This window comes from Nocardioides sp. YR527, from assembly GCF_900101045.1.
Lineage (GTDB): Bacteria > Actinomycetota > Actinomycetes > Propionibacteriales > Nocardioidaceae > Nocardioides.
In genome coordinates this window covers 674,258-699,213 of the sequence record NZ_FNFN01000002.1, presented here as the reverse complement: position 1 = coordinate 699,213, position 24,956 = coordinate 674,258, and the positions used below count along the sequence as shown (strand labels likewise).

The window sequence follows — 24,956 nt, the reverse complement described above, 5'->3', positions numbered from 1 at the left end:
AGGTTGCTGCGCTCACGCCGTGATTAACGTGCGAACGGTCACCCCGTGAGAGGAGCAGCAGATGGAACCCCAGAACGAGTCGAACCCGACCGACATCGCCACCGAGGACCTCATCGAGGAGGTCTCGATCGACGGAATGTGCGGCGTCTACTGATGCCCGATCGCATGCTCGAGGAGCCGTGGACACTCTCGCCGTCGGTGGCGCTGCGTCCTGAGCCGTTCGGGGCTCTCGCCTACCACTTCGGCAACCGGAAGCTGACCTTCCTCAAGCGGCCGGAGCTGGTCGAGGTGGTCCGGCTCCTCGAGCAGCACCCTCGTCTCGGCAGCGCGCTCGACGCCGCCGGCATCCCGCCGGAGCAGCACGACGCGTACGCAGCGGCGCTACGCGCCCTCGCCGAGACCGACATGATCCGCCCCCGCCATGAGGAGGCAGCGTGACCCTCGCACCAGAACGCCCCACCACTCCCACGGGCCGTCCCGCCGGTGGCAGTCTCGTCGAGCAGTTCGAGTTCGGACTCGACGCCCCGATCTGCCTGACCTGGGAGCTGACGTACGCCTGCAACCTCGAGTGCGCCCATTGCCTGTCGAGCTCGGGCCGGCGCGACCCGCGCGAGCTCAGCACCGAGCAGTGCAAGGCGGTCATCGACGAGCTGCAGCGCATGCAGATCTTCTACGTCAACATCGGTGGCGGAGAGCCGACGATCCGTCCCGACTTCTGGGAGCTGGTGGAGTACGCCGTCGACCACCAGGTCGGCGTGAAGTTCTCCACCAACGGCTTCCGGATCACCCCCGAGCGCGCCGCCTTCCTGGCCTCGACCGACTACGTCGACGTCCAGATCTCCCTGGACGGCGCGACGGCCGAGGTCAACGACCGGGTCCGCGGAGCGGGTTCGTACGACACCGCGCTCAAGGCCCTGAGGAACCTCCGCGACGCCGGCTTCTCCGACGCCAAGATCTCCGTCGTCTGCACCCGCGAGAACATCGGCCAGCTCGACGACTTCAAGGCCATCGCGGACGAGTACGGCGCCACCCTGCGCCTCACTCGGCTACGTCCTTCGGGTCGCGGCGCCGACGTCTGGGACGAGCTGCACCCGCTCCCCGAGCAGCAGCGCGAGCTCTACGACTGGCTGATGGCTCATGGCGAGGACGTGCTCACCGGGGACTCGTTCTTCCACCTGGCCGCCTACGGCGAGTCGCTCCCCGGGCTCAACCTGTGCGGCGCCGGGCGGGTGGTGTGCCTGATCGACCCGATCGGCGACGTCTACGCCTGTCCGTTCGCGATCCACGACCAGTTCCTGGCCGGCAACCTGCTCGGCGAGGGCGGATTCCGGGAGGTCTGGCAGTCCTCGCCGCTGTTCACCGAGCTGCGCTCGCCGCAGACCGGCGGAGCCTGCACGAAGTGCCAGCACTTCGATGCGTGCCGTGGAGGCTGCATGGCCGCCAAGTTCTTCACCGGGCTGCCGCTGGACGGGCCGGACCCGGAGTGCGTCCAGGGCTACGGCGAGACGGCGCTCGCCGGCGACCGATCGGTGCCGACGGCGAGCCAGGACCACTCGCGCAGTCAGGCCAGCCGCAACGCACCGGTGCTGCTCAACCTCGGAGCGACCAGGCGGCGCCCCGTCTCCGCCTGCAACGAGGACCCGCTTGCCGGAGGTGACTTGTCGTGAAGCTCGAGAACCCCTGGAAGAAGAACCCGTGGTTCGAGTCGGTCGCGGTGGCCCAAGTTCGAGCCCGGCGCCGGCTGCCCAAGCCGGTCTACGGCGCGCTGGTCGCCGGCTCCGAGCGCGGCCAGAGCATGACCGACAACCAGGCCGCCTTCGCCGAGCTCGGCTGGGCGCCCCACGTCGTCGGCCAGCACGCCAAGCGCGACCTGGGTACGACCGTCTTCGGCCACTCCGTCCCGCTGCCGGTCCTGATCAGCCCGACGGGGGTCCAGGCCGTACATCCCGACGGTGAGGTCGCCGTCGCCCGGGCCGCCGCGGCCCGGGGCACGATCATCGGGCTCTCCAACTTCGCCTCGCGGTCGGTGGAGGACGTCACCGCGACCGGCGCGACCACCTTCTTCCAGATGTACTGGACCGGAGACCGCGACACGATCGTCCAGCGCATGCAGCGGGCGCACGCCGCCGGCGCCCAGGGACTGATCGCCACGCTCGACTGGTCCTTTTCGATCGGCCGCGACTGGGGCAGTCCCGAGATCCCGGAGAAGGTCGACCTGCGGACGATGATGCGGCTGGCCCCGCAGGTCGCCGCCCGGCCGCGGTGGGCGTGGCAGTTCGGGCGGACCGGTTCCTTCCCCGATCTCACCGCCCCGAACCTCGCCCCGCCGGGCGGGAGCGCGCCCACGTTCTTCGGTGCCTACTACGAGTGGATGACCACCCCGCCGCCGAGCTGGGACGACGTCGCCTGGATGCGCGAGCAGTGGCACCAGATCAGCGGCACCCCGTTCGTGCTGAAGGGTGTCTGCCGGGTCGACGACGCGCTCCGCGCGGTCGATGCCGGGGTCGCGGGCATCTCGGTGTCCAACCACGGCGGGAACAACCTCGACGGCACCCCGGCCGCGATCCGGATGCTCGCACCGATCGCCGACCGCGTCGGCGACCAGGTCGACGTGGTGATGGACGGAGGCGTACGCCGCGGCTCCGACGTCGTCAAGGCGCTCGCGCTCGGTGCGAAGGCGGTGCTGATCGGCCGGGCCTACCTGTGGGGTCTGGCCGCCAACGGACAGGCCGGGGTCGAGAACGTCCTCGACGTGCTGAGCGGCGGGATCGACTCGGCGCTGCGGGGCCTCGCGGTCGGCTCGGTCAGCGAGCTGCGGCCCGAGCACCTGATCGTCCCGGACGGCTTCCATGTACGCACTGAGTGACGCGACCTGGCCCCAGGTCGGCGAGGGCACGGTCCTGCTGGTCCCCGTCGGCTCGCTGGAGCAGCACGGACCGCATCTGCCCTTCGACACCGACACGACCATCGCGACCGCGGTCACGCACGGGGTGGCCGAACGACTCGCGGAGCATGGTGTCCGGAGCTGGACGGCGCCGCCGGTCGCGATCGGCTCGAGCGGCGAGCACCAGTCCTTCGCCGGCACCGTGTCGATCGGCAGCGACGCGCTCCACCTGCTCGTCGTCGAGCTGGTCCGTTCGGCCCGCACCTGGGCCGAACGGGTCGTGCTCGTCAACGGCCACGGCGGCAACGCGGCGGCCCTGACCAGCGCGGTCAACCAGCTCACCTTCGAGCGGCAGACCGCGTGCTGGCTGCCGTGCCGCACCGAGGAGTTCGACCTGCATGCGGGCCGCACCGAGACGTCCCTGATGCTGCACCTACGGCCCGAGGCCGTACGCATGGATCTGGCCGAGCCCGGCGACACCCGGCCGCTCGCGGAGATCCTCCCGCTCATGCGCGCGGGCGGGATCGAGGCGGTCTCCGCGAACGGCGTGCTCGGTGATCCCACCGGAGCCACGGCGGCGCAGGGAGCCGAGGCACTCACCCTGATGATCGAGCAGACCACGATGGACGTGCTGGCTCCCGGCGGCGTGGCAGTGGGGTGAGACTCCCGATCGGCTTCCGGGTCCGGATCCGTGCGGACGTACGCCGCATCGACCGGCGCCTGCTGGTCGGTGGCTCGCCGCTGCGTGCCGTCCGGCTCACCGACGCCGCGCTGGCCCGTCTCGACGACGGCGAGATCACCGTGGTCGACGCGGCCACCGAGGCGCTCGCGGCCAGGCTCGTCGACGGCAACCTCGCCGATCCCGTGCTCAGCGGCGCAGCCGTCGACCCGGCCGGCCTCACCGTCGTCATCCCGGTCCGCGACCGGCCCGACCAGCTCGACCGGGCTCTCGCGCCTCTGGCCGGTCTCCACTGCGTCGTCGTCGATGACGACTCCCACGATCCCGACGCGGTCGAGAAGGTGGCCCGCAGCCACGGGGCGCGCATCATCCGGCTGCCGGAGAATCTCGGCCCCGCCGGCGCCCGCAACGCCGGCCTGCGGGCCGTCCGCACCCCGTACGTCGCCTTCGTCGACTCCGACGTCACGGTCGAGGCGAGCACGCTCCTGGCGCTCTCCCGCCACTTCGCCGACGGTCGCGTCGCGCTGGTGGCGCCGCTGGTCCGCAGCCGCGCCCGCAGCCGGAAGCCGCGGTGGTTCGAGCGTTTCGACGAGGACGACTCCTCCCTGGCGCTCGGCACCCGTGCCTGCGTCGTACGCCCCGGAGCAGCGGTGGGCTGGCTGCCCAGCGCCTGCCTGGTCGGGCGCGCCGACCGGCTCGGCACGGGTTTCGAGGAGGCCATGCGCGTGGGCGAGGACGTCGACCTGGTCTGGCGCCTGGTCGAGGCCGGCGAGGTCGTCCGCTACGACCCGGACCAGGTCGCCTGGCACGACACCCGCACCACGATCCGCGGCTGGCTGGGCCGCAAGTACCTCTACGGGACCGGCGGCGCCGACCTCGCCGTCCGACACGGCCGCAAGGGCGCGCCGGCCGTGATGACCGTGAGCATGGCGGCCACCGCGGCCGCACTGATGGTGCACCGCCGCTGGTCGCTCCCGATCGCCACGGCCGGGATCGCCTACGGCACGCTCTCGCTGCGACGGCGGCTGCCGGAGACCCCCGAACGGGATCGGCTCGCGGTCCAGCTCTGCGCCCAGGGGCTCGGCTGGACGGTCCGGCAGGAGGCCGCGCTGCTGCTGCGGCACTGGTGGCCGCTGACCGTGCTCCTCGCCCCGCACAGCGCCCTCGTCCGGCGCGCCTTGGCGGCCTCGTTGCTCGTCGACGTGGTCGTCGCCCAGGTCGACAACCCCGGCACGCGATACCGGCCGCTGGCCCGGCGCCTCGACGACATGGCGTACGGCGCGGGGCTGTGGGCGGGTGCGGTCAGAGCGCGTTCGATCACCTGTCTGCTGCCGCGTCGACCCGGCCGGAGGACCGGCCAGGGAGGCACCTCTCCCAACGGGTAGGTCGGCCCCTCCCGGGCCGGGCTGTTTCCCGTTCCTCGCCTGTTCGGGGCGCTCCCGGCGTACCTAATGTGCTGAGCGTCACACACGCCAACGGAGGTTGCCATGCAGGTCGACGAACTACTCAAGCCGTTCCCCATCAAGGAGTTCCACCCGTTCCCCCGAGCCCTCATGGGCCCCGGCGCTCACGAGATGATCGGGCCCGAGGCTCTGAAGATGGGCTTCCGCAAGACCTTGGTGATGACGTCCGGCCTGCGCGGCACGGACATCGTCACCAAGATCGTCGAGTCGATGAAGTACCACGGCCTCGAGGTCGTCGTGTACGACAAGGTCGAGTCCAACCCCAAGGACTACAACGTCATGGACTCGGTGAAGCTCTACCAGGAGAACGAGTGCGACTCGTTCGTCTCCATCGGTGGCGGCTCGTCGCACGACGCCTGCAAGGGCGCGCGCATCTCGGTCGCCCACGACGGCCGTAACGTCAACGAGTTCGAGGGCTTCAACATGTCCGAGAACCCGAAGAACCCGCCGCACATCGCCGTTTCGACGACGGCCGGCACCGGGTCCGAGACGTCCTGGGCGTACGTCATCACCGACACCACCACCGACCCGGACAACCCGCACAAGTACGTCGCCTTCGACGATGCCTCGGTCGCCAGCCTGGCGATCGACGACCCGGTGCTCTACTTCGACTGCCCGGTCGACTACACCGCGCAGTGCGGCTTCGACGTGCTGGCCCACGCCAGCGAGCCGTACGTCTCCCGGATCAACTTCCAGCCCTCGCTCGGCAACGCGCTGCACGCGATCAAGCTGACCTCGGAGAACCTGCGCCAGGCGGTCTGGAACGGCCAGGACCTCGGTGGCCGCGAGGGGATGATGTACGCCCAGTACATCGCCGCTCAGGCGTTCAACTCCGGCGGCCTCGGCATCATCCACTCGATCAGCCACGCCATCAGCGCGTTCTACGACACCCACCACGGCCTCAACAACGCGATCGCGCTGCCTCGGGTGTGGGCGTTCAACATGCCCACGCACTACAAGCGGTTCGCCGACATCGCCCGCGCGATGGGCGTCGACACCCACGGCATGACCGACGTGCAGGCCGCCGACGCGGCGCTGGCCGCGGCCATCCGGCTGCTGCGCGACGTCGGGATCACCGAGCGGTTCGTCGACGTCAAGCAGGACACGTACTCGAAGAACCGGCTCGGCCAGGGCCCGACCGCCTACTACGAGAACGCCAAGGAGATCGTCGGCGACGACGCGGACGTCGACCGGATCACCAACCACGTCCTGGGCGACGCCTGCACGCCGGGCAACGCCAAGGAGTGCACGTTCGAGACCGTACGTCCGGTGGTCGACCACTGCCTCAACGGCGACCTGGACGACCTGCTCGGCTGATCGGTCCGGCCGATCGATCCAGCGTGGCGGGTCCGGACGACCGGACCCGCCACCTCCTGCCCCACCCACCACCTCGAGGAGTGCACGTGTCGACCACCACCGAACCGATCCAGGGCTTCACCGACGTCGAGGACGCCCGCGCCCAGCTGGCGACGTGCGGCTACCTCGCCGACGACCGGCTGGCCACCACGGTCTTCCTGCAGACCCGGCTGGAGAAGCCGGTCCTGCTCGAGGGCCCGGCCGGCGTCGGCAAGACCCAGCTGGCCGAGAGCCTCGCCGCCGCGACCGGACGGCGCCTGATCCGGCTGCAGTGCTACGAGGGCCAGGACGAGACCAAGGCGCTCTACGAGTGGGACTACGGCAAGCAGCTCCTCTACACCCAGATCCTGCGCGAGAAGATCGGCCAGGTCGTCGAGGACGCCGCCGACCTCAACGAGGCCGTCGAGCGGATCGCCAAGCAGGACTCGGTGTTCTTCTCGCAGCGGTTCCTGGCCGCGCGGCCGCTGCTCGAGGCGATCGACTCCGACACCCCCGTGGTGCTCCTCATCGACGAGGTCGACCGGGCCGACGAGGCCCTGGAGGCGGTGCTGCTCGAGCTGCTCGCGGAGTTCCAGATCTCCATCCCCGAGATCGGCACCGTGACCGCCAGGACGATGCCGTACGTCGTCCTGACCTCGAACAACACCCGTGATCTCTCCGCCGCGCTCAAGCGCCGCTGCCTGCACCTCTTCCTCGACTACCCCGACGCGGCCCGTGAGCTGGAGATCATCCGGTCCAAGGAGACCGGGCTCGCCGACTCGCTCGCGGCCCGGCTGGTCGACATCGTCCGGGGCATCCGCGAGCTCGAGCTGCGCAAGGCACCCAGCATCTCCGAGACCGTCGACTGGGCTCGTACGCTCGCGGTACTCGGAGTCGAGGAGCTCACCGCCGACGTGCTCTCCACGACGCTCAACGTGGTCGTGAAGTACGAGCGCGACCTGAAGCGGGTCATGGAGGCGCTGCCGCGCTTGGTCGACCCGAACGCCGAGGTGCCCGACCACCTGCACGGCCATGGTCACGGGCACGGCCATGGTCACTCCCACGCGCCGGTTGCCGAGGATCGCGACGACGTCGACGGCCGCGCCGAGCGGAAGGCGAAGGACCAGCCGGGCCGGCACAACGCGGGCTACTACGGCGGTGCCGGCGGCACCGGGCCGCGTACCGCGCCCGCGGTGTCCACCAGCCAGGGCAGCCGGGCGTTCCCGTCGGCCCGCAAGCGTCCGGTCTGAGCCGGGATCGGGGCCCGACATGGAGACCGCACTCCACCGCTTCATCCGGCTGCTCCGGCTCTACGGCGTACGGGTGAGCACCGCCGAGGTGATCGACGCGATGCACGCGGTCGCCCAGCCCGGGGTGCTGGAGCAGCGCCACCTGCTCCACGCCGCGCTGACCGCGAGCCTGGTCAAGGACCGTCGCGACCTGGCCACCTTCGATCTCGTCTTCGACCGGTTCTTCGGGCTGCGCCCGGTCGTCGAGGACGCGGACGAGCACGGGCACAGCCACGACGACCTCTCCGACGACGGCGAGCTCACCGACTTCACGCTCTCCGAGGAGCCGGGCGAGGTGCCCGAGGACGGGCACAGCCACGGCAAGCCGGATGACATCAAGGAGTACTTCAAGCCCGAGGACATGGCGCAGCGCTACAACCTCCACCAGGAGGCGAACAAGATCGACATCGCCGCGCTGACCGACGAGATCGTCCTCTCCAACGACCCGAAGTCGAGCCCCGGCGAGGCCGCGCGGGTCCAGCTCTCCACCAGTCGGATGCACAACCCGGGAAACCCGGGCGAGCTGATCCGGGACGGCGGGATGCAGCTCGACACCGAGCTCTCCGTGCAGGAGCAGATCGCCCTGCTGAGCTGGCTCGAGGAGCGCGAGCCCGACGGCGGCAGCGACGACGATGACCTCGCCGAGCTGCGCAAGGCACTGGCCCCCTGGCTGGCTTCGCTGCCCGAGCGGATCCGGGACCACCTCGAGCGGCTGATGAGCATGGAGCGCGAGATCGAGTCGCGGGAGATCCAGGCGGCGCAGGCCGAGACCGTGGCCGAGCACGACCGGGCCGCGCTGGAGGAGTCGCTGCGGAGGCTGCTCCGGAAGCTCCACGGAGCGCCACGCCCGCGGCGTACGGTCGCCGCCCGGGGCATCGTCGACGGCCGGCGGACGATGCGCACCAACATGAAGTACGACGGGGTGCCGTTCCGGCCGGTCACCGTCGCCAAGGCGCACGACCGGCCCCGGCTGCTCGTCCTCTGCGACGTCTCCCTGTCCGTACGCTCCACCGCCCGCTTCACGCTGCACCTGCTGCACAGCCTGCAGTCGGTCGCCACGTCCGTGCGGTCGTTCGCGTTCGTGAAGGACCTCGTCGAGATCACCGACCTCTTCGCCGAGCACCGGATCGAGGACGCGCTGTCCCTGGTGCTGGCGGGCCTGCCGGCCGGCGGGGTGCTCGATGTGGACGCGGACTCGAACTACGGCGCCAGCTTCGAGCAGTTCCTCGAGCAGTTCGGCTCGGCCGTGAACCGGCGGACCACGCTGGTGATCCTCGGCGACGGTCGCGGCAACGGCAAGGACCCCGGCTTCGCCGCCTTCGAGGAGCTCACCCGGCGCGCCCGGTCGACGATCTGGCTCACCCCCGAGCCGCGCTACTCGTGGGCGCTCGGCGGCTGTGACCTGCCGGAGTACGCGGAGTGGTGCGACAAGGTCCAGGTCGTCCGGAACCTGCGCGGGCTGGACAACGTCACCCAGACGATGTCGGTCGGCCGATGACCACGCCGCCCGGCGACCTGGACGTGATCGACGCGCTCCGACCCGGCCCCGAGGCCGGGGTCTACCGCGACGAGCTCGTCAGCGTCCGGGCCTGGCACGGCCCGCGCCCGCGGCGTCATCTCGGGACGATCCGCACCCGCCACTTCGACGTCCACCGCGAGGGCCACCAGGTCCATCTGATCCACTGCCTGCGTACGGACCAGATCGACGACGACCTCTCGGGGCTGTTGGCCGAGGAGCTGTTCCAGCCCGGGTGGCTGCGTGGCCCGGACCTCTTCGAGCGGCTCTTCACCGGGGTCGTGGTCAGCAGCGCTCCGGACCCGGAGCAGGCCTGGGCGGCCTTCTACCGCAACACCTTGCGCCGCGTGGAGCAGGCGCTGCACCGACCCGGCCCTGCCGCCCCCGCTCACGGAACCGTCGCCGAGTACGCCCCCGTCTACCGCTTCGTCGAGCAGCAGCTGGCGCCCGGCTCGGTCCTCGAGGTCGGCTGCTGCTTCGGGTTCCTCTCGCTGCGGCTGGCCTCCGCGGGACGGGAGGTGACCGCCTCGGACCTCTCCGCCGGCACCGTCACGCTGCTCAGCGCCGCGGCGGCCCGGCTGGAGGTGCCGCTGAACACGCGGGCCGCCGACGCCACCCGGCTGCCGTGGTCGGACGGGGCCGCCGACAACGTCCTGCTGATCCACCTCCTCGAGCACATCGAGCCGGGCCTCGGTGACCGGGCGGTCGCCGAGGCGATCCGGGTGGCGCGACGCCGGGTGGTGATCGCCGTACCGCTCGAGGACGAGCCCGACGAGACCTGGGGACACGTCCGGACGGTCTCGCTGGACGATCTCGCCGCCTGGGGCGCGGCCTCGGGACATCCGCACCGGGTCGTCGAGCACCACGGCGGCTGGCTCGTCATCGACACCGACCGCTGACCGTTCCTCCCCGTCGACCTGTCCGTCGGTGACGCGGCGGTGCCGTCGCTCTCCTGCCGCCGCGTCAGGCCTGGTCAGAGCCCGATCCGACCTGTCCGTCGGCCGCACGTGACGGCACCGGAGGCCTACCCGAGGGCAGGTGCGCGACCGCCCACTCGGCGGGTCCGTGGGTGTGTCGTGCGTCACTACTTTGTGAGAACCGTGGCCCAGCCGGACGACGGTTGAATCCTTGGAGGAACTGATGACGAACACATCCATCGATGCAGAGGTACCGACCACTCGAGCCGTCGCGCCGGTGACGTGGGGCGACCCGTTCCCGCTCGGTCTGGCCAGCTTCGGGATCTCGGCGCTCGTCCTGGCCACCGTGATGTCGGGGATCGTGGACGCGGCCGCGCTGCCGGCGGTCCTGCCCCTAGCGCTGGCGCTGGGCTTCGCGACCGAGCTCGTGGCCGGGCTGGTCCACTTCCGGCGAGGTGAGACGTTCCCTGCCCTGGTCTTCACCGCGTACAGCGGGTTCTGGCTCTCCTACGCCCTGCTCGTGCAGTTCTACGGCCCGATGGTTACCGCGGGCGGGGCCGCGATCACGGGGATGTTCCTGCTGGCGTGGGCGGTGTTCACGACGTACATGCTGCTGGCGGCGCTCCGCACCAACACCACCACGATCGTGATCTTCGTGCTCCTGGCCGGGGTCTTCTACCTCGCCGCGTTCGGGTCGTTCCTCGGCAGCGCCGCCCTCGGCCGGACCGCCGGCTATCTGCTGATCCTCGACGCCCTGGTGGCGCTCTACGCCTCCGCCGCGATCATCGTGAACACGACCTGGGACCGCACGGTCCTGCCGGTGCCGTGATGTCGTCGGCCGCCGGGTCAGAGGAGACCGAGCTTGGACGCCTCGTACACCGCCTCGGCCCGGCGGCTGACGCCCAGCTTCCGCAGGATGTTGCCCACGTGGAACTTGGCGGTGGTGTCGGAGATGTAGAGCCGGTGGCCGATCGCACGGTTCGAGAGCCCGTGCGCGAGCAGCTCGAGCACTTCGAGCTCGCGGGCGGTGAGCTCGGAGTCGTCGCTGGTGACCGGCATGTTGACGCCACGGATCATCGCCGCCGCGGAGCGCGCGTCGAAGGCGCTCCCGCCGCTCGCGACGTCGCGGATCGCGCGGACCAGCCCGGTGGTGTCGACGTCCTTGACGACATAGCCGCGGGCGCCGGCACGGATGGCCTGCATCACCAGCTGCTCGTCGAGGAACGTCGTCAGCACGAGGATCAGCGCCTCCGGGTGCCGCTGGGTCAGCGCGGCGCAGAGCTCGAGGCCCTCGGCGTCCGAGGACGAGGAGAGCTTCAGGTCGAGCAGCACGATGTCGGGGCGAGCGCTGTTGACCCGCGCCAGCGCCTCCGCCGCCGTCGCCGCCTCCGCGACGACCCGGAGGCCGGGCTCGCGCTCGAGGATCGAGCGCAGACCCTGACGGACGATCGCGTGATCATCGACCAGCAGTACGTCGATGCCGGCTGTGGCCCGGTCGGGGACCGCCTGCGGCGGGCTGAGCGTGTTCATCGGTTCCTCCTCGAAGCGGCTACTGCGGGTCCTCGATGAGCCCGCAGATCGTTCCTCGGCCGCGGTCCACGACCGGCAGCGGCACCCGGAGCTCGACCCGCACACCGCCGAGATGCGAGCGCCGGAACGCGACGGTGCCGCCGAGCTCGCCGATCCGGGTCTCGATGTTCGCCAGACCACGGTGCCTGCCGTCGATCGAGGCGCCGCGCTCGAGCCGCAGCTTCCGGGCGAGCAGGCCCGGATCGCCACGGCCGTCGTCGGCGACCCCGACGTAGAGCTCGTGCTTGCGGTAGCGGAGCCTGAGCACCGCCTGGGAGGCCTCGGCATGGATCGCGACGTTGAAGAGTGCCTCGCCGACCGCGCGGGCGATGTCGTGCTTGGCCTCCGCGGGCATCGGGCACACCTCGCCCTCCACCCGCACCGACACGTCCAGATGGGGACGGTGGTGCTCGGCCACCTCGTGCAGCAGCTCGGGAAGCGAGGACACCGTGTCGCGGTGCGGCTGGTGAAGGGCGTAGATCGCCCGGCGGAGCTGCTCGACGGCGTCCTGGGTGAGCTTCTTCGCGGTGTTGAGGAGCTCGCCGATCCGCTCCCCGGCCGGCCCCAGGTCCTCGGTCTCACCCCGGGCGACCTCGACCGACATCCCCGCCGAGAGCACGTACTGGGTGACGCTGTCGTGGAGCTCCCGCGCGATGCGGTGGCGCTCGTGGTCGACCAGCTCGCGCTGGTGTGCCACCAGCAGCCGCTCCTCGGCCTGGCGCAGCTCGCGGGTCCGCTGCTCGAGGTCCCGCTCCCGGGCGCCGACCTCGTCGTAGAGCCGCTGGGCGCGGCGGTGCTGGGCGAGACCGGCCTGGTACTGCTCGGAGGTGTGCAGTGCCACCGCGGCCTCGTTGGCCAGGATCCGCAGCACCGACAGGTCCCCGGGCTCCGGGTCGTCGGCGAGCCCGTGGAGACCGACCAGGCTGCCGATCATGACGCTCTCCAGCGTCATCGGCACCCGCACCCAGCGAGCAGGCCCGGGCGCCCCGGTCGCATGTCCGGCCCGGATCGCGCCGAGCTCGCGGCGTACGACTCCGGGGAGCTCCTCCTCGTCGCCGACCACTCGCCCGTCGTGGCCGACGACGATGAACCTCGGCCTGGCACCGGGCAGATGGCCGTCGGCGAGCGCCAGGATCGTCCACTCCGCGGCGAGGTGCACCGCGGCGGCGCGCGCGACCTCCTCCAGGAGCGCTCGCGGCCCCTCGACCGTGCGCACCAGCGCACGCGAGATCGAGTCCATGGCGCGTACGGCCTGCTGCATCCGCTCGTCGGAGCGCAGGAAGGCGCGGTAGTAGGAACGCTTGCCGGAACGTACGCCGGTCAGTGCCGCCAGATCGGGGGCGCTCATCGGCTTGTCACAGCGCTTCCCGGAAGAGCGCGTGGATCTCGGCGCGGCTCGCCGGCCGGGGGTTCGTCGTCAGGCAGGCGTCGTCGAGCGTCGTCACCGACAGGGTGTCGAGATCGGTGTCGGTCACCCCGAGGTCCCGCAGCCGCCGGGGTACGCCGACGTCGTCGGCCAGGCGCCTGACGTGGTCGGCCAGCATCTCGGCCGCGACGTCACCGGGGACGCCGTCGACCGGCAGGCCCGCGGCTCGGGCGAGGCCGACGAACCGTTCGGGTACCGAGCGCGCGTTGTAGCGGATCACGTGCGGGAGCAGGATGCCGTTGACCACGCCGTGCGGGGCGTCGAGCAGCCCGCCGACCTGATGGCTCATCGCGTGGGTCGCGCCGAGGATCGCGTTGGTGAAGGCCAGGCCCGCCTGCAGGCTGGCCTGCGCCATCATCGCGCGGTGCTCCATCGCGGTCGGGTCGGTGACGGTCGAGCGCAGGTGCCGGCAGACGAGCGCGACCGAGCTCATCGCGTGCCCGTCGGCCAATGGGTTGTGAGCCAGCGAGACGTACGACTCGATGCCGTGGGTGAGTGCGTCCAGGCCGGTCGCGGCGTTGAGCGCCTCCGGCATCGTGGTCAGCAGCCGGGGGTCGGTGATCGAGACATCGGGCACCAGGGCGCGACCCATGATCGTGATCTTCACCCGGCGCTCGGTGTCGGTGACGATGCAGAACTGGGAGACGTCGGCTCCGGTCCCCGAGGTGCTGGGGATCATCAGCATCGGCGGGATCGGGCGCGCGATCTGGTCGATCCCGGCGTAGTCGAGGATGTCGCCGCCGTTGCCGGAGAGCACCGCGACGCCCTTCGCCGCATCCATGCAGGAGCCGCCACCGACGGCCACGATGACGTCGGCCTCGGCCTCGACGTACCGCTCGTAGGCACGGCGTACCTCGTGGTCCTTGGGGTTCGGCGTGACGTCGGTCCACAGCACGGGGGTGAGGCCCTCGGCCCGCAGCAGCCGGAGCAGCTCGTCGACCCAGCCGGCCTCGACGATGCCGGGGTCGGTGACGACGAACGGTCGCCGGGCCCCGAGCCGGGCGGCGGAGTAGCCCGCCTCTTCGAGCGAGTTGTGCCCGAAGACCACCTCGGGAGCCTGGAACTTCACCACCTGGTCCAGCGGGGCAGCGGTCGGCGGGACCTGCTCATGCCGAGGCTCCCGGGTGCGTGCCATCACCGCTGTCGTCGGCGCCGCTCCAGCGGTCATCTCAGAGACCGATCTCGCGGTCCAGCCGGGCGATCTGGCCGTCGGCGAGGGCCAGCAACGGGGAGCCGGACGGCAGCAGGGCCTGGAGCCGGAGCCACATCTCGTAGTCGTCGGCACCCCACGCCGACCGCGTCCAGGTCGAGACCAGGTCGGGCTGGCCCGACTGCAGCACCGCCGCGCGCAGCTGCTGGGCCAGCGTCTCGCGGAGCCGGACCACGCCCGGCGCGACCGAGCGCGGCAGGATCGGCCCGCGATAGCAGCGGAGCGCGCCCGCGACGTCGCCCACCGCGAGCCGCGCCTCCACGCCCAGCCAGTCGCCGGTCACCTCGGTCGTCAGCCGGTAGGGCCGGGAGGCGAGGAACTCCTCCCCGAGCAGGTTGCGCAGCCGGTTCAGCTCGGCGCGGAGCGTCGAGGAGCCGCCGTCGTCCTCGTACAGGAGGACCGCGAGCTCGTCGCCCGAGAGGCCGCGCGGGGCGCTGGCGAGGAGCAGGAAGATCTCGCTGTGGCGTGGGGAGAGCCGCAGCTGTGCGCGGTGGCCGCGGCCGTCGTCGATCGACAGCAGCAGGTCCTGCCGGCCGAGGGTCTCCACGGCGATGCGTGCCCAGCCCGGGCGGGTCTCGGGCTGCCTCGGCAACAGCTGCTCGCGGGCGAGCTCGGACTCCGCGAGCCTCGCGGCGGCGCGGACCATCGCCATCGTCTGGGGTACGACGATGGAGTCTCCTCCGGTGATGTCGAGGACGCCGAGCAGACGCGAGTCGCCCGGGTCGTGGATCGGGGTCGCGGCGCAGCTCCACTGCTGCACCGAGCGCCGGAAGTGCTCGGCGGCGACGACACTGGTCGGCCGGTCGAGCCGGAGCGCGAGCCCGGGCGCGTTCGTACCGGCCAGGCGCTCGTCCCAGTTGCTCCCGGCGACGAAGCCGATCCGCTCCGCGCGCCGGAGCGCCGCCGGAGCACCGCACACCCAGAGCAGCTGACCGGCCTCGTCCGAGACGGCCATGATCGCGTCGCAGTCGCGCGCCGCCTGCCCGAGTACGTCGTCGAGGAGCGGGAACACGCGAGCCAGCGGATGGGCCGCGCGGATGTCCCGGAGCTGGTCCTCGGGCAGGGTGATCGGCGCGGACGTGTCGTCCGCGGTCACCCCGGCGGCGGCGGATCGGTGCCACGAGTCCGCCACGGCTGCACGCATGGAGGGGCTCTGCTTCGTATCGTTCATCCGGACCTCCTCAAGTGATGAGGGTCACATTTGAAGGTTGCATTCACGTTGCATCCGTCGATCCTCGTCCACGTTCGGTGACCGCAACGTTGCTGCAACCTCGGCGTTCCTAGCGTCTGTGACCACGATCACGCCCCAACGCCTGAACTGCCTGAGGAGAAATCCCGATGACCGTATACACAGCTCCCGGCCAGCCCGACTCGCTGGTCACCGTCCAAGGCCGCTACGGCCACTACATCGGTGGCGCCTGGGTCGACCCGGTCAAGGGTGCCTACTTCGAGAACATCTCGCCCGTGAACGGCAAGCCGTTCACCGAGATCGCCCGGGGCACGGCCGAGGACATCGAGGCCGCCCTGGACGCCGCACATGCTGCCGCTCCGTCGTGGGGGAAGACCTCGACGACGGAGCGGTCCAACATCCTGCTCAAGATCGCCGACGTGATGGAGGAGAACCTCACCGCGATCGCCGTCGCCGAGACCTGGGAGAACGGCAAGCCGGTACGCGAGACGCTCGCCGCCGACATCCCGCTCGCGATCGACCACTTCCGCTACTTCGCCGGCGTGCTGCGTGCCCAGGAGGGCACCATCGGTGAGATCGACGAGAACACCGTGGCGTACCACTTCCACGAGCCGCTGGGCGTGGTCGGCCAGATCATCCCGTGGAACTTCCCGATCCTGATGGCCGTCTGGAAGCTCGCCCCGGCGCTCGCCGCGGGCAACTGCGTGGTCCTGAAGCCGGCCGAGCAGACGCCCTGGTCGATCCTCAAGCTCGTCGAGCTGGTCGGTGACCTGCTGCCCGCCGGCGTACTCAACGTCGTCAACGGCTTCGGTGTCGAGGCCGGCAAGCCGCTGGCCTCCTCGCCGCGCGTCGCCAAGGTCGCCTTCACCGGCGAGACCACCACCGGCCGCCTGATCATGCAGTACGCCAGCCAGAACATCATTCCGGTGACCCTCGAGCTCGGCGGCAAGAGCCCGAACATCTTCTTCGACTCCGTCGCCGCGGAGAAGGACGCCTTCTACGACAAGGCGCTCGAGGGCTTCACGATGTTCGCCCTCAACCAGGGCGAGGTCTGCACCTGCCCGTCGCGTGCGCTCGTCCAGCGCTCGATCTACTCCGACTTCGTCGGCGACGCCATCGCCCGGGTCGAGAAGATCAAGCAGGGCAACCCGCTCGACGACACCACGATGATCGGCGCCCAGGCCAGCAACGACCAGCTCGAGAAGATCCTGTCCTACATCGAGATCGGCAAGGACGAGGGCGCCAAGGTCCTCACCGGTGGCGAGCGGACCATCCTCGAGGGCGACCTCGCCGAGGGCTACTACGTGCAGCCGACCGTCTTCGAGGGCGACAACTCGATGCGGATCTTCCAGGAGGAGATCTTCGGTCCGGTCGTGTCGCTGACCGGCTTCGACGACGAGGCCGACGCCCTCAAGGTCGCCAACGACACCCTGTACGGCCTCGGCGCCGGCGTCTGGTCGCGCGACGGGTCGCAGGCCTTCCGGGCCGGCAAGGAGATCAAGGCCGGCCGGGTCTGGACGAACTGCTACCACGCCTACCCGGCCCACGCGGCCTTCGGCGGCTACAAGCAGTCCGGCATCGGTCGCGAGACCCACAAGATGATGCTGGACCACTACCAGCAGACCAAGAACCTGCTCGTCAGCTACAGCCCCGACGCACTCGGGTTCTTCTGATGAGCGCGACCCACGCCTCCTCCCTTCCGGCGCGGGTCGCCGTGACCGACGAGGCGGCGGCTCTGCTCCGCCGCCTCGTCGGTATCCACGGGCCGGTCATGTTCCACCAGTCCGGTGGATGCTGCGACGGCTCGGCCCCGATGTGCTACCCGAACGGTGACTTCCTGCTCGGCGAGGCCGACATCCACCTGGGCGACCTGGACATCGGGCTGGACCACCAGGTGCCCGTCTGGATGTCGCGTGCGCAGTTCGAGTACTGGTCGCACACCCACATCACCATCGACGTCGTCCCCGGACGCGGCGCCGGCTTCTCCCTGGAGGCGCCCGAGGGCGTGCGGTTCCTGATCCGATCGCGACTGTTCACCGACGAGGAGGCGCAGAGCCTTGACCGAGAAACTGCTCAGCACTGACCATCCGATCCGCTTCGAGCCGCCCGCCGACCTGGCCGCGGCCGCCAACGTCACCGAAGCGGCGTACGCCCGGGCCGAGTCCGACGTCGAGGGCTTCTGGGCCGAGCAGGCCGAGCGGCTGACCTGGGCCGAGCCGTTCACCGAGGTGCTGGACTGGTCCGACGCACCCCACGCGCGGTGGTTCGCGGACGGGAAGCTCAACGCGGCGTACAACTGCGTCGACCGGCACGTCGAGGCCGGTCGCGGCGACAAGGTGGCCTTCCACTTCGTCGGCGAGCCCGGTGACACCCGAGACCTCACCTACGCCGATCTCAAGGACGAGGTGTCCCGGGCCGCCAACGCCCTGACCGACCTCGGGGTCGGCAGTGGCGATCTGGTCGCGATCTACCTGCCGATGATCCCCGAGGCCATCGTCGCGATGCTGGCCTGTGCCCGCATCGGTGCCACCCACACCGTGGTCTTCGGTGGGTTCTCGGCCGAGGCGCTCGCCTCGAGGATCGAGGACTGCCGGGCCAAGCTGGTCATCACCTCCGACGGCGGCTACCGGCGCGGGACCCCCTCGCCGCTGAAGCCGGCCGTCGACGCCGCCCTCGCGCGGTTGGGCGGCCAGAGTCCGGTCGAGCACGTCCTCGTCGTGCGTCGCACCGGGGAGTACGTCCCCTTCGACGACGCCACCGACCTGTGGTGGCACGACGTCGTCGACAGCGCTTCCCCCGAGCACACGCCCGAGGCGTTCGACGCCGAGCACCCGCTGTACGTCATGTACTCCTCGGGCACGACCGGGAAGCCCAAGGGCATCCTGCACACCACCGGGGGCTACCTGACCGGTGCGGCCTACACCCACCATGCCGTGTTCGACCTCGAGCCGGACACGGACGTCTACTGGTGCACCGCCGACATCGGCTGGGTCACCGGACACAGCTACATCGTCTACGGCCCGCTCGCCAACGGTGCCACCCAGGTGCTCTACGAGGGCACACCCGACAGCCCGCACCGGGGCCGTTGGTGGGAGATCGTCGAGCAGTACGGCGTGACCCTCCTCTACACCGCACCGACGGCGATCCGGACGTTCATGAAGTGGGGTCGCGAGATCCCGGACGGCTACGACCTCAGCTCGCTGCGGCTCCTCGGGTCGGTCGGCGAGCCGATCAACCCCGAGGCGTACCTCTGGTACCGCAACGTCGTCGGCGGCGACCGCTGCCCCGTCGTCGACACCTGGTGGCAGACCGAGACCGGTCAGATGATGATCAGTCCCCTCCCCGGGGTCACCGCCGGCAAGCCCGGCTCGGCGATGCGGCCGCTGCCCGGCATCGGCGCCGACGTGGTCGACGAGGAGGGTCGCTCGGTGCCGAACGGGTCGCGCGGCTACCTGGTCCTCACCAAGCCCTGGCCCGCCATGCTGCGCACGTTGTGGCAGGACGACGACCGGTTCGTCGAGACGTACTGGACCCGCTTCGCGGACCTCGGCTACTACTTCGCCGGCGACGGGGCCAAGAAGGACGAGGACGGCGACATCTGGATCCTCGGCCGCGTCGACGACGTGATGAACGTGTCCGGTCACCGCCTCTCCACGAGCGAGATCGAGTCCGCCCTGGTCTCCCACCCGAGGATCGCCGAAGCAGCCGTCGTCGGGGCCGCCGACGAGACCACCGGCCAGGCGGTCTTCGCGTACGTGATCCTGCGCGCCGGCGACGGCAACACCGGCGAGGCGCTGATCCAGGAGCTCCGCGGCCATGTGGCCAAGGAGATCGGGGCCATCGCCAAGCCGCGGCAGATCACGATCGTCCCGGAACTGCCCAAGACGCGGTCCGGGAAGATCATGCGCCGTCTCCTGCGCGATGTCGCCGAGGGCAGGGACGTCGGCGACACCACCACGCTCAGCGACCCGAACGTCATGGCCCTGATCGCAGCGGCGGAGGGGTGAGATGGCCGTGCCCGCCACCGGCGTCGATCCCAGGACGATCGGCCAGAGCTGGGTCATCGTCGCCCGCCACCGCCAACCCGCGCGGACAGCGGCTCCTGCCCCGTGGGGCGAGGCGCACCTCAAGCGGATCGGCGCGTCCACGACCATCTGCGGTGCGCCCGCCCAGGGGTGGCACGCGTTCTGGCAGCTGCGGTCCGAGGACATCCGCCGTTGGTGCGCCGACTGCTCCGTCGCGGCCCGCCCCACCCGCACCGTGTCGGGCTCCCTGAGCACCAAGTGACCCCAACCGAGAAGAGGACGATCCGTGAAGACTGCGATCCGCACCTGCCGATGCCCCGAGGCGTTCCACGAGCTCGGTCTGCACACCCGGGAGGGCGTGCTGCCGGGTCCGCGCTGGCTGCGGGCGCTGGCGCAGCTTCTGCGCTGACGGGCGACGAAGGTACGTATCGTTCGGGTCTAGCCGGCAGTCCACCGGACGGTGGACGGGTCGGTGAGATGAGGCGAGTGACGACGGCCTCAACGCACGGGCGTCACGGAACGCACCTCGGCCGTGAAGCTGCTGCCGGCCAGTGCGTCGAGCAGATCGGTGGCGGAGACGTCTCCGGTGACGGTGACCTCGCCGCTGCCGCGGTCGGCGGTGAGGGTGGTGACCCCGGGGAGGTCCCGGAGCCGGGCGGTGGCCTCACGGACGCAGCGAGGGCAACGCATGCCCTCGACGTAGAGCTGAACGGTCTGCATGGCGGTCTCCTTGTGCCTTCGTGGCCCCGGAAGCTTCCGGGGCCACGAGGAGGGTCGGACTGCTAGCGGCCGGCGGGAACCGACTCAGGGGCGGTCGCGGCGCGCGCCGACTTCCAGCCGATCCCGGTGACGACGGCACCGGCGAGGGCGATGCCGGCCGCGCCGAGGAAGCCGGCCGAGAAGCCGTCGGTCATGGCGGCCAGGTCGCCGACCTGGTCGGAGCCGTACGCGGAGGCGACGACAGTCATCGCCGCCAGCCCGAGCGCGGAGCCGACCTGGTAGCTGGTGTTGACGATCCCGGCGGCGAGACCGCCCTCTTCGGGCGCGGCCGCGCCGAGTGCCGTGCTCAGCGACGGGATGAACGCCAGCGCCATGCCTGCCGCGGTGACCAGCGTCGCCGGGAGCACGTCGACGGCGAAGCTGCCGTCGGCGTCGATCCGGGAGAGCCAGACCAGACCGATCCCGAGGACGACGAGGCCGCCCACGGTCATGGCCTTCGGGCCGAACGCCGCGGTGAGGCGGGGTGCGACCGCGACCATGCCGATCATGATCGTCACGGTCATGGGCAGCAGGGCTGCTCCGGACTCGAAGGCGCCGAGCCCGAGCACCTGCTGGAGGTAGAGGTTGATGAAGAAGAACATCGGGATCCAGGCCGCGCCGAGCAGCAGCTGGGCGATGTTCGCGGCGGCCAGGTTCGGTGCCTTGAAGATGCCCAGGCGCATGAGCGGCGCCGAAGAGCCGGCCTGCAGGGCGACGAACGCGATGAGCAGGGCGATGCCGACGGCACCCGCGATGAGCGTGCTCGGCGATCCCCAGCCCTCCTCGGGGACGCGTACGACGGCGAAGACCACCGCGGCGAGGCCCGAGGTGACGGTGAGCGCGCCGAGGAGGTCGATGCGACCGCGCTGCGCGGTCCCTGCCGGCATCGTGCCCGGCGTCAGGACAAGGACGACGAGGGCGATCGGGATGTTGATGAAGAAGACCCAGGGCCAGGAGAGGTACTCGGTGAGCACGCCACCGAGGAACACCCCGGCCGTTCCGCCGGCAGGGGCGGCGGCGCCGTAGAGCGCGAGTGCCTTGGTCAGCTCCTTCGGGTTCGCCCCGAAGGTCATGAACAGGAGTGTCAGCGCCGACGGTGCGATGAGCGCGGATCCGGCGCCCTGGACGGCGCGGCCGGCGATCTCGACGGCGACGCCGTCAGCGAGGCCGGCGACGAGCGAGCCGACTCCGAGGACCAGCCACCCGATGGCGAAGATCCGTCGGGCGCCGAGCAGGTCGGAGAGCCGGCCGCCCAGCAGGAGGAGGCCGCCGAAGGCGACCACGTAGGCGTTGAACACCCAGCTGAGGTCCTGCGGGGCGAACCCGAGATCCCGCTGTATCTCGGGGAGTGCGACTCCGATGATGGAGGTGTCCATGATGACCATGAACTGGGTGGCGGCGATGAGGCCGAGGGCGAGCCAGCGGCGGCTGTTGGCACCCGCCGCCGGGGATGCTGTGGAAGACATGGTTTCTCTCTCTTCGTCAGGGCGGCCTTCCGACCGCGTGAGGAGAACCTGTCCGGCGTCACTGTCCCTGGGCTGTCCGGCCGCCGTCCGTCCTGCCGTCGTCGAGCCGGGCCAGCGCCTCGTCCGCCTGGTCCGCGAGGGCGACCTCACCGGCGGCGAGGCCGAGGGTCCGAGCCTCTTCATAACGCTCCGCTGCCGCTTCCGTCTCGGACATCCGCTCGTGGCACCGGGCCAGCGCGAGCGTCGCCTTCGCCGTCATCGCGGGCGTCTGCAGCGTCTCGAAGCCCTGGATCGCCGTCATCAACAGGTCGATGGCGCTCGACCAGTCCTCCTGACGCTCGGCGAGCCGGCCACGTCCGTACGCCGCCAGGACCGACCCGGCGCGGTCGCCGACGTGACGGGACGCGAGCTCGGCGCGACGGAAGGCGTCCCGCGCTGACTCCTCGTCCCCGAGCTCGAGGTGGGTGATCCCGAGGTCGGCGAGGGCCCACTGCACGGTGTTGTGGATGCCGGCGGACGCCGCGACGTCGATGGCCTGCTCGAGCGTACGGGCCGACTCCCGCAGGCGTCCGAAGTGCCGCAGGCCGTAGCCGAGGTGGTAGAGGACGGCGCTCTGACCCCACGGGTCGTCGAGGTGACCGAACTCGGCAGCAGTCGCGCGTCCGAGGCGTATCGCGGCCGGCTCGTCCCTGGCCTTCAGCGCGGTCTCGAGCCGGACGAAGCCGGCGACGGCGAGCCCCCACCGGTCCCCTCGCTCGCGGAACCACGTCTCGGCGTCGTCCAGGAGCGCGGCGGCCTCCGGGTCCGCTCCGTTGACCCCTTCGACGGCGAGCAGCACCCGCGATACCGCGGCCCCGTCGGCGTCACCGTCCTCGAGGAAGATCGCGAGGCTCTCGCGGGCCGCCTCGGCGCAGCGTGGATGGGGGTGGACGACGCAGGCCCGGGGACGCTCGACCAACGCCACCGCCTGGAGGGCAGCCGCCCGAGCCGCGGCCGAGCCGCGGTCCTGCTCGAGGAGCCGACGCAGGATCCGGCGGCCCTCGAGGTGGCGGCCCTGATGCCAGAAGAGCCCCAGGTGACCGGCCAGGCGTAGCGCGGCGTCGATGTCGCCGGCCGGACCCTCCAGCCAGGCGATGGCCGAGCGTACGTTGGCCTGCTCGTCGACGAGGAGGAGCCTCGCTCGGGCGTCCCCCTGCCCTCGCATCGCCTGCGCCGACCGCTCGGCGACCTGGCTGAAGTAGTGCGCGTGCCGGGCGGCCAGGGCGTCGTTCCGGCCGGACTGCGCCAGCCGGTCGGCGGCGTACTCACGCAGCGTCTCGAGCATGCGGTAGCGGGTGACCGGCCCGCGTTCAGCGACGATCAGGGACTGCTCGACCAGCCGGCCCACGGCGTGGATCACCTGGCTGGGGTCGGTCTCGTCGTCGGCGAGGACCTGCTCGGCGGCGGTCAGGGTCCAGCCGCCGTGGAACACGGCGAGGCCCTCGAAGACGCGCTTCTCGAGGTCGTCGAGCAGGTCGTAGCTCCAGTCGACGGTCGCGCGAAGCGTGCGCTGACGCTCCTCCGCGGTGCGTGGTCCCGAGGTGAGCAGGGTGAACCGCTGGTCGAGCCGGTCGGCGAGGTCGCTGGGGGACAGCGAGGCCGCACGAGCCGCGGCCAGCTCCAGCGCCAGCGGCATGCCGTCGAGCGCGCGGGCGATACGGCCGAGCGCGACGTACGCCTCCGGGTCGGTCTCGATCCCGGGCAGGACCGTCGCGATCCGGCGGACCAGGAGCTGCACGGAGGCCGTCGACGCGATCGTCTCGGCGTCGTCGTCCTCGAGCGGTGTGGGGAGCGGCCCGACGAGGGTCTGCACCTCGCTCGGCAGGGCGAGGGGTTCTCGGCTGGTGGCGATGACGGTGAGGTGCGGACAGTGAGCCAGCAGTTGCTCGACCAGAGTCGCGACGGGGTCGATGAGGTGCTCGCAGTTGTCGATGACCAGCAGCAGGTGCTTGTCGGCGAGGAAGTCGACCAGCCGCGTCTGGAGGTCGATGGCCGACCCGTCCTGCGGCATCGCCACCGCCGCGGCGACGGCCGGCACGATGTGCTCGCGGCTCCGGATCGCGGCGAGGCGGACGAGGAACGTACCGTCCGGGAAGCGGTCGGCGAGCTCGTGGGCCGCGCGCAGGCCGAGCGCGGTCTTCCCGGAGCCGCCCGGGCCGACGAGGGTGGTGAGCCTGGAGGCGCCGACCCGGTCTCTCAAGGCGGCGAGCAGCTCGTCCCGCCCGACGAGCGGGGTGAGGTCGGCCGGGAGGTTGGAGAGCTGTGCGCCTGACCTGGCACGGTGGGGAGCGGTCGCCGGGGTGGACAGGGTGACCTCGCCGGACGAGCCGAGCGACGGGTCCTGCCGGAGCACTCGCTCGTGGAGCGACCGCAGCGATGCCGACGGCTCGAGGCCGAGGTCGGCGTCCAGCGTCTTCCGGGTGCGGGTGAAGACCTCGAGGGCGTCGGCCTGCCGGCCGGCACGGTAGAGCGCGACCATCAGCAGACCGGCCATGGCCTCATGGGTGGGGTCGGTACGCAGCAACGGCTCGAGATCGGTGACGACCTCCGCGTGCCGGCCCAGGGACAGCGCGATCTGAGCACGTTCGGCGTACGCCGTCCTGCGGAGGTCCTCCAGCCGCACCGACTCGGGCACCGCCCACGGCTCGGTGGCGAAGTCGGCGAGCGCCTCGCCGCGCCAGAGCCCGAGCGCCGCGTCGTAGGTGGCCAGATCCTCCTCGGTGGGGCTCCCGGACCCGGCGACCGATGCGCGGACCTCGCGGATCCGTCGCTCGAAGGCCTCGGCATCGATGCTGCCGGGGTCGACCGCCGCCCGATAGCCGCCGCCGTCGCGCTGCACGATGTCGAGCCCGACGGCCTTGAACGCACGCCGGAGCTTGGAGACGCGGAGCTGGAGCGCGTTCAGCGGGTCGGCCGGCAGCGACGAGTCGGCCCACAGCCGGTCGATCAGCGCCGAGGCGGGAACGATCCGGCCGCGCGCCAGGAGCAGCACCGCGAGCAGGGCCTGCTCCGCCGACCCGGGGACCTTGACGGTGTCACCGTCGACGGTCGCCTCGAAGGCGCCGAGCAGCCCGAATCGGATGTCACGCGAGGTCGGGGTCGGCAGCACAACGAAATCGTAGTCAGGCCCGGCTCGGGCGCCGACCGGATATCTGTCCTGACCGCGACAACGCCGGGACAGTACGCGGAC

At 71.2% G+C, this 24,956-nt stretch carries 23 protein-coding genes; 16 read left to right on the top strand and 7 right to left on the bottom strand.

Annotated features, from left to right (window positions below; all coding sequences use genetic code 11):
* Positions 1 to 61: 61 nt before the first annotated feature.
* From mftA to BLT25_RS07600, 11 genes are all read left to right on the top strand, one after another.
* Positions 62 to 154 carry a mycofactocin precursor MftA gene (gene mftA, locus BLT25_RS07650; protein WP_091043886.1) on the top strand — a complete coding sequence of 31 codons (93 nt, stop codon included), beginning with the start codon at positions 62 to 64 and terminating at the stop codon, positions 152 to 154.
* A complete protein-coding gene (gene mftB / locus BLT25_RS07645; RefSeq protein ID WP_091043883.1) occupies positions 154 to 438 on the top strand; it encodes a mycofactocin biosynthesis chaperone MftB in 285 nt (94 codons plus the stop codon). The genes mftA and mftB overlap by 1 nt, the downstream gene beginning before the upstream one ends.
* Complete coding sequence (gene mftC, locus BLT25_RS07640) at positions 435 to 1,667, top strand: mycofactocin radical SAM maturase (RefSeq protein WP_091043881.1); 1,233 nt, start codon at positions 435 to 437, stop codon at positions 1,665 to 1,667. The genes mftB and mftC overlap by 4 nt, the downstream gene beginning before the upstream one ends.
* Positions 1,664 to 2,866 carry a pre-mycofactocin synthase MftD gene (mftD, locus tag BLT25_RS07635; protein WP_091043878.1) on the top strand — a complete coding sequence of 401 codons (1,203 nt, stop codon included), beginning with the start codon at positions 1,664 to 1,666 and terminating at the stop codon, positions 2,864 to 2,866. The genes mftC and mftD overlap by 4 nt, the downstream gene beginning before the upstream one ends.
* On the top strand, positions 2,850 to 3,545 hold the full coding sequence (gene mftE, locus BLT25_RS07630; RefSeq protein WP_091043877.1) for a mycofactocin biosynthesis peptidyl-dipeptidase MftE: 696 nt from the start codon (positions 2,850 to 2,852) through the stop codon (positions 3,543 to 3,545). The genes mftD and mftE overlap by 17 nt, the downstream gene beginning before the upstream one ends.
* A complete protein-coding gene (mftF, locus tag BLT25_RS07625) occupies positions 3,542 to 4,948 on the top strand; it encodes a mycofactocin biosynthesis glycosyltransferase MftF (protein WP_091043874.1) in 1,407 nt (468 codons plus the stop codon). Before mftE ends, mftF begins: the two co-directional genes overlap by 4 nt.
* A gap of 102 nt (positions 4,949 to 5,050) precedes the next feature.
* A complete protein-coding gene (gene mdo / locus BLT25_RS07620) occupies positions 5,051 to 6,343 on the top strand; it encodes an NDMA-dependent methanol dehydrogenase (protein ID WP_091043873.1) in 1,293 nt (430 codons plus the stop codon).
* An 86-nt stretch (positions 6,344 to 6,429) separates the two neighbouring features.
* A complete protein-coding gene (locus BLT25_RS07615; protein WP_091043870.1) occupies positions 6,430 to 7,611 on the top strand; it encodes an AAA family ATPase in 1,182 nt (393 codons plus the stop codon).
* A gap of 19 nt (positions 7,612 to 7,630) precedes the next feature.
* Positions 7,631 to 9,148, top strand: coding sequence for a VWA domain-containing protein (locus BLT25_RS07610; protein ID WP_091043868.1), 1,518 nt, complete (start codon positions 7,631 to 7,633; stop codon positions 9,146 to 9,148).
* Positions 9,145 to 10,065, top strand: a complete 921-nt coding sequence (gene mftM / locus BLT25_RS07605; protein WP_091043866.1) for a mycofactocin oligosaccharide methyltransferase MftM — start codon at positions 9,145 to 9,147, stop codon at positions 10,063 to 10,065. The genes BLT25_RS07610 and mftM overlap by 4 nt, the downstream gene beginning before the upstream one ends.
* 241 nt (positions 10,066 to 10,306) lie before the next feature.
* The gene (locus BLT25_RS07600) at positions 10,307 to 10,912 is read left to right on the top strand and encodes an acetate uptake transporter (RefSeq protein ID WP_091043864.1); all 606 of its coding nucleotides are present in this window, start codon (positions 10,307 to 10,309) and stop codon (positions 10,910 to 10,912) included.
* Positions 10,913 to 10,929: 17 nt separating this feature from the next.
* Here the strand turns inward: BLT25_RS07600 and BLT25_RS07595 are convergent, their stop codons facing one another.
* The 4 genes from BLT25_RS07595 to BLT25_RS07580 are packed head-to-tail and all read right to left on the bottom strand — an operon-like array spanning position 10,930 to position 15,459.
* On the bottom strand, positions 10,930 to 11,613 hold the full coding sequence (locus BLT25_RS07595) for a MadR family response regulator transcription factor (RefSeq protein WP_091043862.1): 684 nt from the start codon (positions 11,611 to 11,613) through the stop codon (positions 10,930 to 10,932).
* 19 nt (positions 11,614 to 11,632) lie between these two features.
* Complete coding sequence (locus BLT25_RS07590) at positions 11,633 to 13,000, bottom strand: MadS family sensor histidine kinase (protein WP_091043859.1); 1,368 nt, start codon at positions 12,998 to 13,000, stop codon at positions 11,633 to 11,635.
* 7 nt (positions 13,001 to 13,007) lie between these two features.
* On the bottom strand, positions 13,008 to 14,246 hold the full coding sequence (locus tag BLT25_RS07585) for an iron-containing alcohol dehydrogenase (protein ID WP_091043856.1): 1,239 nt from the start codon (positions 14,244 to 14,246) through the stop codon (positions 13,008 to 13,010).
* Between the two features lies 1 nt (position 14,247).
* Complete coding sequence (locus BLT25_RS07580; RefSeq protein WP_091043855.1) at positions 14,248 to 15,459, bottom strand: helix-turn-helix domain-containing protein; 1,212 nt, start codon at positions 15,457 to 15,459, stop codon at positions 14,248 to 14,250.
* A 167-nt stretch (positions 15,460 to 15,626) separates the two neighbouring features.
* On the opposite strand from BLT25_RS07580, the gene BLT25_RS07575 reads away from it, so the two are divergent.
* From BLT25_RS07575 to BLT25_RS30325, 5 genes are read left to right on the top strand one after another with little or no spacing between them, the layout of a single operon-like run.
* Complete coding sequence (locus tag BLT25_RS07575) at positions 15,627 to 17,150, top strand: acetaldehyde dehydrogenase ExaC (RefSeq protein ID WP_091043852.1); 1,524 nt, start codon at positions 15,627 to 15,629, stop codon at positions 17,148 to 17,150.
* On the top strand, positions 17,150 to 17,560 hold the full coding sequence (locus BLT25_RS07570) for a DUF779 domain-containing protein (protein ID WP_091043850.1): 411 nt from the start codon (positions 17,150 to 17,152) through the stop codon (positions 17,558 to 17,560). The genes BLT25_RS07575 and BLT25_RS07570 overlap by 1 nt, the downstream gene beginning before the upstream one ends.
* Positions 17,535 to 19,484: an acetate--CoA ligase gene (gene acs, locus BLT25_RS07565; RefSeq protein WP_091043847.1), complete on the top strand. Its 1,950-nt coding sequence runs from the start codon at positions 17,535 to 17,537 to the stop codon at positions 19,482 to 19,484. The genes BLT25_RS07570 and acs overlap by 26 nt, the downstream gene beginning before the upstream one ends.
* 1 nt (position 19,485) lies before the next feature.
* Entirely contained in the window at positions 19,486 to 19,764 is a 279-nt protein-coding gene (locus BLT25_RS07560) for a hypothetical protein (RefSeq protein WP_091043845.1), read from the top strand.
* Positions 19,765 to 19,788: 24 nt separating this feature from the next.
* The gene (locus BLT25_RS30325; RefSeq protein ID WP_256328499.1) at positions 19,789 to 19,911 is read left to right on the top strand and encodes a hypothetical protein; all 123 of its coding nucleotides are present in this window, start codon (positions 19,789 to 19,791) and stop codon (positions 19,909 to 19,911) included.
* An 89-nt stretch (positions 19,912 to 20,000) separates the two neighbouring features.
* Here the strand turns inward: BLT25_RS30325 and BLT25_RS07555 are convergent, their stop codons facing one another.
* The 3 genes from BLT25_RS07555 to BLT25_RS07545 all read right to left on the bottom strand — a co-directional run bounded on the left by BLT25_RS07555 (position 20,001) and on the right by BLT25_RS07545 (position 24,875).
* A complete protein-coding gene (locus BLT25_RS07555) occupies positions 20,001 to 20,222 on the bottom strand; it encodes a heavy-metal-associated domain-containing protein (protein WP_091043843.1) in 222 nt (73 codons plus the stop codon).
* A 62-nt stretch (positions 20,223 to 20,284) separates the two neighbouring features.
* Entirely contained in the window at positions 20,285 to 21,727 is a 1,443-nt protein-coding gene (locus BLT25_RS07550; RefSeq protein ID WP_091043840.1) for an MFS transporter, read from the bottom strand.
* Between the two features lie 58 nt (positions 21,728 to 21,785).
* Positions 21,786 to 24,875 carry an AfsR/SARP family transcriptional regulator gene (locus tag BLT25_RS07545; protein WP_143033666.1) on the bottom strand — a complete coding sequence of 1,030 codons (3,090 nt, stop codon included), beginning with the start codon at positions 24,873 to 24,875 and terminating at the stop codon, positions 21,786 to 21,788.
* Positions 24,876 to 24,956 lie beyond the last annotated feature (81 nt).